Genomic DNA, 12871 nt, shown 5'->3' with positions numbered 1-12871 from the left:
AGATGTAACGGGACCTATCTTTCTCGCGTTTAGATCTAGGAAGATACGGTCGGCTGCTGTATGCGCGGCTTCGGCTTCCCGGCGAAGGAGAAATACGTCCACATGCGCAGCAGCCGCTCCATCGGCCCGAAGGAGAACCGTTTCACGTACCAAGCGCTGGCAAAGAGCTGCATCAAATAAATGGCGACCGCCAGCCCGCAACCGACCGCGACGCCGAGCTTGCCGAACAGGCCGAGACCATATCCGTAAAAAATCGACGTGCAGATTACCGACTGCATCAAATAGTTCGTCATCGAGAGCTTGCCGACCGCTTCGAACCGCCGCAGCCAAGGCGAGTTCTTCGCAGCCGAGCAGAGCAGGGCAAAGCCGAAAATATAGCCGAGCGACAGGAGGCTGCCGCCAAGCATCTCGCCAATTCCCGCCCAGCCGAGCTGAGGAAACAGGGGCTTCAGCGATTTCAGGAGCAGTCCCGCCGGCATGAAAATCAGCATCCCCCTCAAATAAGCGTGCCGCTCGCCGACCGGGTCCACGAACCACTGCTTCTTGGCGGCGTACATCCCGAACAGAAACATCGGCCCGGTAAACAGCGGGGCGAGCAGCAGCATGAAAAAGAGCATGAAGCCGTTCATCCCGAACGGGTCCGCCGTCTGCCGGTGATGCTTGATTTGCTCGTACGTGCCGGTTCCGTAGATATGGTTCGTGTCTTTCACGTATTGCTCCATGCGCGCCTTATCCTGCTTCGCAGCCGGGTCGTCGGGAATCTCGGGTGCAAGCCCCAGAAGACCGAACAGACACAGCAGAATCGTTCCCCAGATCAGCAGCGTCTTCGCTTTCCGGTTCATAAAGATCAGCAGAAAAAAGCCCATCATTCCGTAAAAAGCTAAAATGTCGCCTTCCCACAAAAAGGTGGAATGCAGGAGGCCAAAGCCGAGCAGCATCAGAAACCGGCGGACGAGGTGCCTTCCGGCTTTCAGGCCCCTTGCTTCCATGCTCTCCTTCATCTTGATCATGCCGAACCCGAACAGAAACGTAAAGATCGGCATGAAGCTCCCCTCGACGAAAATTTTGACGAGCTTATGTACGACGGTATCCGCCGGGGACAACGCGAAAAACTGCATTGCGTCCTTCCCCCAGATTCCGTATTGGAAGATAAGCATATTGGCCATTAAAATACCAAGCAAGCTGAATCCCCGCAGCCCGTCAATGACGTGCAGTCTGTTATTCTTTTCAAGCAACGATATCACCTCGAATCGAGTGTAGCACTGCCGGTTAAATTCCGGCGAAAGCTATCCTTAACGTTTGCTTAACGCCTGCGCGGAAATTTAGCCGGAATTAAGGTGCCTCTGGTACAATAAGGATGGAGGGATACGATGCTGAATCCAAAAATTTTAATTATAGACGACGAAGCCTCGATCATTCATTTGATCCGGATGGTGCTGCAAAAAGAAGGCTTCCGCCATATTTACACGGCAGGTACGGCGCAGGAGGGGCTGCGGCTGCTGGAGCGGCACGGAGCGGACATTATTGTGCTGGACGTTATGCTGCCCGATCAGACCGGATTCGAATTATGTCCGAAAATCAGGCAGATGTCTGATGCGCATATTATTTTTTTGACCGCCCGGACGTCGGATCTGGACGTGCTGACCGGCTTCGCGACCGGTGGCGACGATTATGTGACCAAGCCGTTCAATCCGCTCGAAATTGCGGCCCGGATTAAAGCCAGGCTGCGCCGGAACAACTCTGCGCCTTCGCCGCAGGGGACGGAAGACTCCCGGAGCCGCTACGACTTCGGGCGGTTCGTGCTCGACGAGCAGGCAGGGGAGCTGACGGTGAACGGGGAGACGGTGTCCTGTCCCGCGCAAGCTTATCAGCTGCTGCTGTATCTGTGCAAGCATCCGAATATCGTCTTCTCCAAAGCGCAGCTGTACGAAGCCGTATGGGGCATCGACGGCATGGGCGACGACAATACGGTGATGGTGCATATTCGCAAAATCCGCGAGCGCATCGAATCCGATCCGGGTGATCCCAAGCATCTGGTTACCGTTCGCGGGCTCGGCTACAAGCTGCTCAAGGAGCAGTACCGATGAGCAAGGTGAGGCGAAGGCTTGCCGCGCACTTTACCGTGCAGTTTTTTTTCCTGTGGATGTTCGTGCTGGTCACTCTGATTGTCGTTCTGCTGCTGGTCATCCGATACTTGACCAATCAGGATTTGAAGAAGACGTTTCCCGTCGGGGCGCTGGACACCATCATTACGGAAACAGTGGAGAACGGGGAAAGCGTGACGATTCCTTCACACTGGACCGATCAGCTTACGGAGCGGGGCTACTGGCTGCAGGTCGTAGACGCGGAAGGAAAGGTCATTGGCTCCATCAATACCCCGAATCGGCTCCCGGCGTCCTACGGAACCGCCGAGCTGCTGCAAATCGAGGAGAACGGGCGCTTCGATTCGTTCCGTGTCGGAACGAAGTTTAGCGCCACAGGTGGCACGCCGCTTCTGTACATGCTCGGGACGGAGGACCTGGGTCCCGCGAAGCTGGAAGCGTGGATTCGCGCCTACGGAGAAGCGGGGCGGGTCCGGCAGGATGCGCTCCAGGAGCTGACGCGGCAGCTGGCGTCCGAAAACGCTTATGTGCAAATTATCGACACGTCCGGCGCCATCGTGCAATCGGTCGGCGATTCGGCGCGCAAGGAGCCTTACCGGCCGCTGGAGCTGATCGCGATGCGGGCGGAACCGGGCCTTTACCCGTCCGATATGTCGTTCTATTACGACTCCACCTCCGGGTATACGTGGATTTTGCATAAGGCCAAGGCAGGGCCGCCTTTTACCAGTCAGCCGATTCTGCATGAAGTCATTCTGACGCTCATCATCACGGGAGGCGTGGTGCTGCTGCTGACCTTCGTCTTCTCGGTATGGCATGGCTACCGGTACGGACAGCCGCTGCTGTTGTTCGTCGATTGGTTCGAGCGGATGGGACAGGGGCGCTATCAGGAAGCGCTTACGGAGAAAGACCGGAAGAAGGTGTTCCGCAAGAACGGCCGTATCCGTCTACGCTACCGGCTGTACAAAGAAGTGATCGCAGGCTTCTACGAGATGGCGGCGCGACTGGAAGCTTCGGAGCGGGAACGCAGCCGCCTGGAGAAGACGCGGGAAGAATGGATGACCGGCATTTCTCACGATCTGCGGACGCCGCTTTCTACGATTCAAGGGTATGGACACCTGCTGGAAAGCGGGACGTTTGAGTGGAGCGAGCCGGAGCTTCGCGAGATGGGGAAGACGATTCGGGAAAAGGGCGATTACATGGTCGGCCTGCTTCAAGATTTCTCCCTGACCTTTCAGTTGAAAAACAACGCGGTCCAATTCCCGCTCGAGGATGTCGAACTGAATGAGTTCGTGCGCCGCATCGTTCTCCGGTATGTGAACGACGTGACAATCGGGCACGTATCCTTCTCCTTCGAATGCGAGGAGCAGGCATTGACGGTGCACGCGAATCCGAAGTGGTTTCAGCGCATGCTGGATAATCTGATCTCCAATGCGGTGAAGCATAACTCGCCCGGGACGCAGATTACGGTTCGTACCGGAAGCGAAGGAGCGGACGCCTGGATTGCAGTGGAAGACAACGGCGCCGGCATGGACGAAGAGACCGTGCGCAATCTGTTCGACAGGTACTACCGCGGGACGAATACGGAGGAGAAGACAGACGGCGCAGGGCTCGGTATGAGCATCGCCAAGGCGATTGCGACGGCCCATCAAGGCCGGATCGAAGTACAATCCCGGGTGGGCGAGGGGACGGTCGCTCTGGTGCGGCTTCCGCTCGCGGAACGCCCGGTGGCTTGATACGAAGAGGAGGAGAAAGCTATGAAAACGACAGGGTTGCGGCTTGCTTACATATGCGCCGTACTGAATGCGGTGATTATCGGATTTTCGTTTCTGTTCACGAAGCAGGCGCTGGAATCGGCCGATCCGCTGGATACGCTCATGTTCCGCTTTCTGCTGTCGGCGGTCGTCATGTCCGTTCCGGCGGCCATCGGCTGGGTCAAGCTCGACTACAGCAACAAACGGATCAAGGACGTCCTGCTGCTGGCGGTATTTTACCCTGTTGCGTTCTTCGCCTTTCAAGCGTTCGGGCTGGTGCACGCCGGTTCCGCCGAAGGCGGCATTCTATACGCCTTCACGCCGGTTATCACGATGCTGCTGGCCTCTTGGTTTTTGAAGGAGCGGACCAATGCGAAGCAGAAGCTGTCGATTTTTCTGTCCGTGTTCGGGGTGGTCTTCGTCTTCGTCATGAACGGCAGATCGATCGATGTGAGCAACATGAACGGCTTGCTTCTGCTATTCCTGTCCTGCGTCGCCTTCGCCGGATACAGCGTTATGGCCCGCTCGCTGTCGAAGCGGTTCAGCCCTTGGGAGCTGAGCTTCGTTACGACATGGCTCGGCTTCGGCGCGTTCCTGCTGATTTCGCTCGGCAAGCACGGGATGGAAGGCACGCTCGGCAAGCTGTTTGAGCCGCTCGGCAGCGGCCGTTTTCTCGTCGCGATTGTGTATTTGGGCGTGCTGTCCTCGCTGGTGACTTCGCTCTTGTCCAATTACGTGCTATCCAAGATGGAAGCGTCCAAAATGAGCGTGTTCTCCAACCTCGGGACGGTCGTCTCGATTGCGGCGGGAGCGCTGGTGCTCGGCGAAACGGTAACGGTCTATCATCTTGTCGGCTCGGTGATGATCATTGCCGGGGTGATCGGGGCGAACCGTTTCGGCACGAAGCGACGAGCTCCGGGCCAGCCTGCGGCTTCCGGCAAGAGCGGAGAGGACCCGTCCCGCGCATAACGGACGGACGAACGAACAACGACGGCCCTCGTCTCCATAAGAGAAACGAGGGCCGCTCTATGTTCTACAGCTTAAATTCTTTTACGATACTTTGCAGATCCTCGGCCATTTTGGCAAGGGATTCCGAAGAGGAGGTCACTTCTTCAATGGAAGCCAATTGCTCCTGCGTGGAAGCCGAAATATTCTGGGTTCCGTCCGCAGACTGTCGAGCCACCTCCGAAATTTCGCTCACCAATTCAACGGCTTCTCCGGTGCTGGACTGCATTTGCCGTGCATATTCCGTAACGTTTTGAATCTGGATGGTCACTTGGTCGATGGACTCCCGGATCAGATCGAACGATTTCCCGGCTTCATTGACGACCTCGATGCCGAGGCTCACTTCTTTGGTTCCCTGCTCCATGGAAGCGACGGCATTCTGCGTCTCGTTCTGGATCGTAGAGATCAGCTCCCCGATCTGCGCAGCGGATTGGGAAGATTGCTCGGCCAGCTGCCGGATTTCATTTGCCACCACGGCGAAGCCGCGTCCATGCTCTCCGGCGCGCGCCGCCTCAATAGCGGCGTTCAACGACAGCAAGTTGGTCTGCGTAGCGATGCCGGAAATAACCTTGGCGATATTTTCGATTTCGGTCGATCTCGCTCCCAAGCTTGAAATATTGGCGGCAATTTCGTTGACCGTCGTATTGATCGATTGCATTTGCTTGGTGACCGTTTGAATGGCCTGGTTACCTTCCGTGGCGGCCTGCAGCGTGTGCTGGGAAGAATCCGTCACCTGCTGGGCATTCGCCGCCACCTGCTGAACGCCGTTCGCCACTTCCGTGATCGCGTTGACGCTGGCCTCGACGCCTTGCATCTGCCGTTCCGTTCCGTCGGCCATCTGCTCGATGGTTAAGGCAATTAGCTGCGTAGCCTTGCTAGTTTCTCCGGCGTTCACCGACAATTGCTCCGCCGAAGCGGCAACCTCCTCCGCGGTCAGTGTAACCTGGGAAACGAAGGTATGCAGACTCTCCACCATGGTATTGACCGACTGGGCCAATTGTCCCACTTCATCCTGCGTGCGGATTGGCAAAGGCTCGACCTTCAAGTTGCCGTCGGCAACTCGCTTGGTAACGGCGGCCATCTCCGCGATCGGTCTCGAAATTTGTCTGCCTAGGAAATAAGCCACCACAACGACCAGAGCAACTACGATCAGCAGGATGATCAGGACGTTCTGCTCGATCTTCGAGGCTTCGGCTGTGATCGTTTTTACTGGCAAATGAAGATACAGGCCGTATCCCGTCTGCGGGATCGGGGAATAGGCGACCATGTAAGTTTTGCCGCCGTCGGTGTAGGTGGTCGAGCCCGCTTGCTTGTTTCCGACTTTCAGGATATCCGCCAACAGCGGCGAGACGCCAGAGTCGGCCACGCTTTTGCCGATGAGCTCCTTCACGGGATGCAGCTGAATAATTCCGTTAGAGTCGACGACAATCGGATAACCTTCTCCGTCGTTGATCATCAACGGCTTCACGTACTTATCCATAAAACCTTCGAAATTGACAAGCCCGGTAAGCACGCCGATCACCGCATCGTTAGCGTCTTTAACGGGCGTGGCTACAATAATGGAGCGTTTGCCGGTCGTTTTGGCCAGCAACACCTCGGTATACGTCGATTTTCCTTGCAAACCGTTTTTGAAAAACGGTCTTTCCCCCAAGTTAACGCCGATGCTGGCTTCGATAGTATCGGCCGTTACGATGCCATTAGGAGAAATAAACGTATTGCCGTCGAAAACTTTGGTGCTTTCCGTAAAGTTTTTGATAAACTTTGTCTTCGCCGCCGCATCGTTCGACCGGATATCGGTCGTGGAAGCCAATATTTTCACTTCGGACATACGTTCGGATATGTATTGGTCGATCAGCGTCGCGGTGCTGATCACCAGCTTTTCGTACGATTCGGACTGCTTCTTGATCAATTCCGTCGAGCTCGTCTTGGAAATATAATAGGAAATCGACAGGACCGGCACAAGCGATACGATCAAAAACCAGGCGATCATTTTATTTTTCAGCTTTTTGCTGAACCATCCGGTCAGCTTGCCGAACTGTCCGGCTTGCATCTGCGGTTTACCATGTTCCTCCATCATCTCATCCTCGCTTACTTCGTTAATTTTGCAGGCTCGCTGCAAAGAAAAAACGGACTGCTGAGCATAGAGTCGGCAGTCCGTAAGACGGTTAGTATCCGAGTGCCGCCCCTTCACCGCGCGGGTCGGCTCCGCCAAATTTCACGTTCGTTTCCGGATCAATCAGAATAACTCCCGATTGCCCGACCGCATCAGTATAATCATCTATCATTTTGACAGGATGACCGCGACGGATCAGCTCATCCTGAACGCTTTTCGAAATGCGTCCTTCCAGCTTCAGGTCGTTGGAGGTAGATCCCCAGTTGCGTCCGTGCAGCCAACGAGGCGCTTCGATCGCATCTTGTACGGGCATGCCGAAATCGACGATGCGGGTAACAAGTGCGGCTTGCGTCTGCGGCTGTCCTTCGCCGCCTTGGGTACCGTAGATCATGTACGGCTTGTCGTTTTTGAACAGCATCGCCGGGTTGATCGTATGGAACGAGCGTTTTTTCGGCTCCAGGTGGTTGACTTCCTTAGGATCCAGGGAGAAGTAGCTGCCCCGGTTCTGAAGCAGAACACCTGTGTCCTTCGCCACGATCCCCGAACCGTAATCGAAGTAATGGCTTTGAATCAACGATACGGCGTTGCCTTCTTTGTCGATGAAGCCCATCCAGGTCGTATCGCCTTTCGGATCCATCGGCACAACGTCGGCTGCGGCCTTGTTCATATCGATACGTTTCGCCATTTCTTTGCCATGCTCAGGGGAGAGCAGGTAATCCACCGGAATGTCAGAAAATTTCGGATCGGTCAGCCACTTGTTGCGGTCCGCGAACGCTTGCTTCGTCGCTTCTACGATCAGGTGGTAGTACTCCGGCGTCCCTTCGCCCAAGCTTTTCACATCGAAGTTGTTCAAAATATTCAGGATCGAAAGGGAAGCAATGCCTTGCGAGTTCGGCGGAACGTTGTATGCCTTATACCCGCGGTAGTCCGTCGAAATCGGCTTTTGCCACTCGGCTTTGTAGTTCGCAAAGTCGTTCACGGTCAGCAGTCCGCCGTTCGCTTGCACATCCTTGACGATTTTCTCAGCGACATCGCCTTTATAGAAGCCGTCCGCGCCTTTTTTGGCAATGACCTTTAACGTTTTGGCCAAATCCGGCTGCTTCATCAGCTCGCCTGCTTTGTATGGCTGCCCGTCAGGCTTCAAGTAGGTTTTGGCCCAGCCTTCGAAGCGCTGCAAATGCTTCAGCTCGTCATCCTTCGTATCCAGATTGACGTTAGTCCAATATACCTGGTTCGGTGTAACGGGGAAGCCGTCTTCCGCATATTTGATCGCCGGTTTGAGCAAAGAACGCCACGGCTTGCTGTTGCCGATCTCTTCGTCAGCGTAGTTGTACGCTTCCCACCAGCCGGAAACCGTGCCCGGTACCGTGTTTGCCGACAAGTAGCCTCTGGAAGGGATTTTGCTGTAGCCCTGGCTTTTATAGTAATCGATGGTCGCTTTCTCGCTCGAAGGACCGCTTGCATTTAACGCTTTGAGCTCTTTCTTTTTGGCGTTGTAGATCAGCCAGAAGCTGTCTCCGCCGATGCTCGTGTAATGCGGATAAATAACGGCCAGCGTAGCCGCTGCGGTGATGGCTGCGTCTACGGCGTTGCCACCGTCCTCCAGCACCTTCAAGGCCGCTGCCGAGGCCAAATAATGTTGAGTCGTAACCATTCCGCTAGGCGCCATGGTAGTCGGACGGTTTGCAGCTCCGGCGCTCGAAACCGTAGATAGGCATAATGCCGCGACGGTTCCTAAAATAGCCATTTTCTTCTTGCTTGCTCGCATTCGTGTTCCTCCTCTTCGTTGTCTAGCAGATTTTGTTCGCCTGTCAAAAGATAGCGGAAAAGCAAAAAAGGAGACAGAACGATGTCGTCACCTTTGTCCTTATCCTTGATGACAGGTAGCTGGCTGGCATAGCCGCTATAGGATAGCAGCCTTAGCCCCTCTAGTTTTGCGTCCTATTCTTTCGAATAGTTTGCCTTTTTCATGTTAAAAGGATCCCGTATGGAAAATTCAGCCTATGGCCTTGTAGGAAATATACACCATTTTTCCTAGTCCGGCAATTGTTTTTTTTGTAAAATTCCTCACAATAAGACATATAGTTTGAAAAATCGACATAAATGTCGAAAAACGTCGTATGAAAACCATTTCAGAAACGGCAACAAGCGAAGCCCGCGGTGATCCAAATCATCCGCAAGAGCTTCGCTCTATCTTGAGGGCCGCACCCGCAGGCGCAGTACGATTCCATGACTATGGACTTATAAAAACTTTTGGGCTGCGCTGCGCTCCTGATTTACCCGGATTTCATCGAGGTAGTTGTAGAGCGTGAACTTGGAAATGTCTAAAAATTGACATACCTTGTCGCCGGCTTTTTTCACGAGAAACGCGCCCCGGGCGTCCAAAAACTGCACGGCCTTGATCTTATCCTCTTTGGCCATATGGGACACGGGCTTGCCGATCGACTTCTGGCATTCCTGCAGCAAATAATCGACAAGATCGTTCACGTCGTTCACGAACACTTCTTTGACCTCCTGATCGAGGCTGTGCATGGTGAGCGAGCGGATCGTATTTTCCGCCACGAGCAGATCCGAAATATCGAAGTTGATGCACAAAGCTCCGACCGTCTCGCCCTTGCCGTTCTTGATATACGTGGTCGACGAGCGCAAAATTTTGCCGTCCTTCGTCTGTGTAATATAGTTGTACCGGTCGCCGTCGGTGACCGTGCCGCGCAGCACTTCGAGCCCGAGGTTGCTGCCGCAGTCGCCGACCTTCCTTCCGGTGATGTGGCCGTTTTCGATGGCGACGATCGTGCTTTCGTACCCCTGTGTCAAATCGTGCAGCACGACCTCGCATTTATCCCCGAACTGCGCCGCAATGCAGCGTATCAGGGGAAGGAGGAAGCTGATCTCCTCTTTAACCGATTCCAATCCACTCACTTCTTTCCTTCAGTGTACAAACCTCATGAGTTTCAAAAAAATAGTTTGAACACCAAAAAAGTTTTCTGTATCTTTAGTATCATCGCAATCGGAAATCTTGTCAACCGAATTCGGCGGCCGGACAAATCCGGGCGGTCGGCGAATGTATGGAAATAATTGTAGGCAGGGACGTCGGGAAGGTATAATGAGAGGGAACGATCCTTTCACAGCTATGAAGGAGGCTGTCCTATGAATCACCGATGGTTGGAATGGGCCAAGCAGATTCAAGCAATCGCGCAGACCGGATTGGCGTACACGAAGGATGTCTACGATCGGGAGCGGTTCGAGGAATTACGGCAAATGAGCGTCGACATTCTGGCTCATTACACGGAGACGGACCCCGGGAAAATCAAGCTGACGTTCGCCAGCGATACCGGTTATGCCACGCCGAAGGTGGATATTCGCGGCGTCGTGTTCCGGGACGAAAAGCTTCTGCTTGTCCGCGAAAAGCACGACGGCGTCTGGGCGCTTCCGGGGGGATGGGCGGATATCGGCTTGTCGCCGTCGGAGGTTGCGGTCAAGGAAATCAAGGAGGAGTCGGGCTTCGACGCAAAGCCGGTCCGGCTGCTTGCCGTGCTGGACAAGAAATTTCACGGGCATCCGCCGGAGCCGTATCATATTTATAAGCTGTTTATCCGATGTGAGATCATAGGGGGAAGCGCCGAGACTGGGATTGAAACGTCGGCCGTCGGTTTTTTCGGCGAAGACGAGCTGCCCGTCTTATCGGTCGAGCGCAACACCGAGGCGCAGCTGCGGACGATGTTCGAGTTTATGCGCGATCCGGACAAACCGGTCATTTTGGATTGAAGAGGGGCGAGGGGGCCCTGAGCTTGTTGAGAAAGTGGTAATTGAGGGAATAGAGGTTACGAAGAGGTGGGGTATCCACTTCCGACCGCTGTTGTCCCCGGGAAATTTGATTGGAAGCCGCTTAGTAGCGGACATTTCCCGAAGACAAAGGCGGCCGCTATCGCTTCTCCAGTGGATACCCCACCTCCGTATGTTTCTCCTTTCAGTCAAAAACCACTTTTCAACACTCAGAGGGGCGGAAGCCCCTCTTTTTTAGGTTATGGCGAGGAGGCAGTGCGCCGTATAAGCGGCTCTGCGAAAGGGGATAGGCTCGCTCGTACGGCATGACGGGCCTAGTTCAAGCGGTGAACGATGTCGTAGGCGTTGCTGTAAGGGGCCTCGAAATAGACCGCATAATATGTCGCATAATAGGTCGCGTTGATCGGGAACAGCTTCGGCCCGCGTTACCTGGAGGGCGATATGGCTGAATCTGTTCGTGTTAGATTCTCTCCTCCAGGTTGGCGATGACCTGCTCCCAGCGGTGCTTCATTTCTTCTCGGCGGAACGCGTCCTCGAGCTTTTCCTGATGGAAGCTGATCGTCGTTTTTCCCGAGCTTGCCGGCAGCAGACGGATTTGAACGGTAGACGCATGCTCCCAATCCTGAGGCTGCCAGGTCATGCGGAGCTGGGACAGCGGCTTGAGCACCCGAAGCTGGCCGGACGTGCCGTCTTCGGTCAAATAGGCTTCCCCTTGCTGCGGGAGGGAGGGCAGTCCGCCCAGCCACAAGCGGAGCCCTTCCGGCGCGGTCAGCAGCTCCCAGACCCGTTCCGGGGAGACCGGCAGCGTCCGGCGCACCCCGATCTGGAAGCCGGCGGAAGCCGTCAAGCCCGCAGGCTTGCGGCCCCGCTTCTGCTCGAAGGCAGCGGCGATCGTCTCGCCCCAGCGGGGCTCCACGTCATGCTCGTCGCGCAAATAGTTGACGATATCCTCATATGACCAAGCTTGGCCCACGGTTCTCTGCAAAATCATCAGCCACTCTTCCCACGTATGGCCGGTTTCGTCCGGCAAAGCTTGCTTCGAGATCGGAGTTGTCATCGCTTTATCCTCCACAACGTTTGATAATTCTATTATAAACAAACTTCACTGACACGGACGGCCAGTGAAGTTATAAGGTTTCGTAATATTCGGCAAGCGCGGAGGCGATGCCCGCCATGCATTCTTTGAGCGGGAGCGGCTCGACGGCGGAGATTGATCCGCCGTAACCGAGTAGCATGTAAGGCAAGCGGGTGTAGGCAAATGACTCGGTGACTTGAAACTGCGCATGATCGGCCGACCGTTCCACAAGCGTGTGACCGAACAGCCAGTGTCGGCATAGATCGTTAATCGCCTGCGGCTGCCCTTGGATGCGGACGGTCATCAGCGCTTCTTGCGTTTCGGGGCCCGGCAGCAAATCCTTCAGCAAAAAATGCCGGGCGGAAAACCCGCCCGGCCGCATGAAGCTCTCCTCGGTTTGCGTCCAATCGCGGATACGATCGACCCGGAAGCTGCGGATTTCCCGGCGGAGCCGGCAGTAAGCGACGATATACCAGGCGCTCTTCCAATGGACGAGTCCGTACGGATCGATGCTCCGCTCCGTAATGTCGGATTCGTAGCCCGACTGGTAGGCGATCCGCAGGGTGCGGCCTTCGGCGGCGGACTGCTCCAATACCTGCAGAACCGACTCGAGCCGGGGAGGGACTGGCGGATGGATGACCTCCAGTCCCGATTCGCGCCTCTCCAGCGCATGGAGCTGCTCCTCGTTCGTGTATCTCTTGAGCTTGGCAACGGCCCGCTCCAGCGCTTCGCCGTAAGGATAGCCCGCCTGCTGGGCGAAAGTCGCCGAATGGACGAGCGCCGTCTGTTCCTCCAAATCAAAAAACAACGGAGCTTCGTTGAACGATTCGAGCAAGCTGTAGCCGCCATGATGCCCGGCGTCGGCGACGACGGGAACCCCGCTGGCGCACAAAGCGTCGATGCACCGGTAGACGGTTCGCACATGAATCTCCAGCTCGTCCGCAAGCTGCTGGGCGGTCAGGCGCTTCCCTTTTTTAAGCAGCCACAGGATCGATAACATATTGTCCGCTTTGGACATGGCTTGATGCTCCTTTTCTAAGCG

The 12871-nt window shown here is 55.4% G+C and carries 10 protein-coding genes and 1 riboswitch; of the genes, 4 read left to right on the top strand and 6 right to left on the bottom strand.

Annotation, left to right across the window (positions count from 1 at the left end):
• Positions 1–35 precede the first annotated feature (35 nt).
• The gene (locus PEL01S_RS30905; RefSeq protein ID WP_127462960.1) at positions 36–1235 is read right to left on the bottom strand and encodes a DUF418 domain-containing protein; all 1200 of its coding nucleotides are present in this window, start codon (positions 1233–1235) and stop codon (positions 36–38) included.
• 135 nt (positions 1236–1370) lie between these two features.
• Here PEL01S_RS30905 and PEL01S_RS30900 point away from each other — a divergent pair, with 135 nt between their 5' ends.
• The 3 genes from PEL01S_RS30900 to PEL01S_RS30890 are packed head-to-tail and all read left to right on the top strand — an operon-like array spanning position 1371 to position 4822.
• Positions 1371–2087 (top strand): response regulator transcription factor, encoded by a 717-nt coding sequence (locus tag PEL01S_RS30900; protein WP_127462959.1) that lies wholly within the window; start codon positions 1371–1373, stop codon positions 2085–2087.
• Positions 2084–3835, top strand: a complete 1752-nt coding sequence (locus tag PEL01S_RS30895) for a sensor histidine kinase (RefSeq protein ID WP_127462958.1) — start codon at positions 2084–2086, stop codon at positions 3833–3835. Before PEL01S_RS30900 ends, PEL01S_RS30895 begins: the two co-directional genes overlap by 4 nt.
• A gap of 21 nt (positions 3836–3856) precedes the next feature.
• The gene (locus PEL01S_RS30890) at positions 3857–4822 is read left to right on the top strand and encodes a DMT family transporter (protein WP_127462957.1); all 966 of its coding nucleotides are present in this window, start codon (positions 3857–3859) and stop codon (positions 4820–4822) included.
• 64 nt (positions 4823–4886) lie between these two features.
• Here PEL01S_RS30890 and PEL01S_RS30885 read toward each other — a convergent pair whose 3' ends face one another.
• The 3 genes from PEL01S_RS30885 to PEL01S_RS30875 all read right to left on the bottom strand — a co-directional run bounded on the left by PEL01S_RS30885 (position 4887) and on the right by PEL01S_RS30875 (position 9881).
• Positions 4887–6935, bottom strand: a complete 2049-nt coding sequence (locus PEL01S_RS30885) for a methyl-accepting chemotaxis protein (protein WP_239551267.1) — start codon at positions 6933–6935, stop codon at positions 4887–4889.
• 88 nt (positions 6936–7023) lie between these two features.
• Entirely contained in the window at positions 7024–8739 is a 1716-nt protein-coding gene (gene ggt / locus PEL01S_RS30880; protein ID WP_063188336.1) for a gamma-glutamyltransferase, read from the bottom strand.
• A gap of 111 nt (positions 8740–8850) precedes the next feature.
• Positions 8851–8944, bottom strand: a riboswitch (cyclic di-GMP riboswitch).
• Between the two features lie 268 nt (positions 8945–9212).
• On the bottom strand, positions 9213–9881 hold the full coding sequence (locus PEL01S_RS30875; RefSeq protein ID WP_127462963.1) for a helix-turn-helix transcriptional regulator: 669 nt from the start codon (positions 9879–9881) through the stop codon (positions 9213–9215).
• Positions 9882–10118: 237 nt separating this feature from the next.
• Here PEL01S_RS30875 and PEL01S_RS30870 point away from each other — a divergent pair, with 237 nt between their 5' ends.
• Positions 10119–10736 (top strand): NUDIX hydrolase, encoded by a 618-nt coding sequence (locus PEL01S_RS30870; protein WP_063188332.1) that lies wholly within the window; start codon positions 10119–10121, stop codon positions 10734–10736.
• A gap of 478 nt (positions 10737–11214) precedes the next feature.
• On the opposite strand, the gene PEL01S_RS30865 is transcribed toward PEL01S_RS30870, so the two are convergent.
• The gene (locus PEL01S_RS30865) at positions 11215–11811 is read right to left on the bottom strand and encodes an SRPBCC domain-containing protein (protein ID WP_239551265.1); all 597 of its coding nucleotides are present in this window, start codon (positions 11809–11811) and stop codon (positions 11215–11217) included.
• 70 nt (positions 11812–11881) lie between these two features.
• Complete coding sequence (locus PEL01S_RS30860; RefSeq protein ID WP_127462956.1) at positions 11882–12847, bottom strand: helix-turn-helix transcriptional regulator; 966 nt, start codon at positions 12845–12847, stop codon at positions 11882–11884.
• Between the last annotated feature and the right edge of the window lie 24 nt (positions 12848–12871).

Origin of the sequence: Paenibacillus elgii NBRC 100335 (assembly GCF_004000865.1) — a bacterium.
Classification (GTDB): domain Bacteria; phylum Bacillota; class Bacilli; order Paenibacillales; family NBRC-103111; genus Paenibacillus_G; species Paenibacillus_G elgii.
This window is presented reverse-complemented; position numbering and strand designations above follow the sequence as displayed.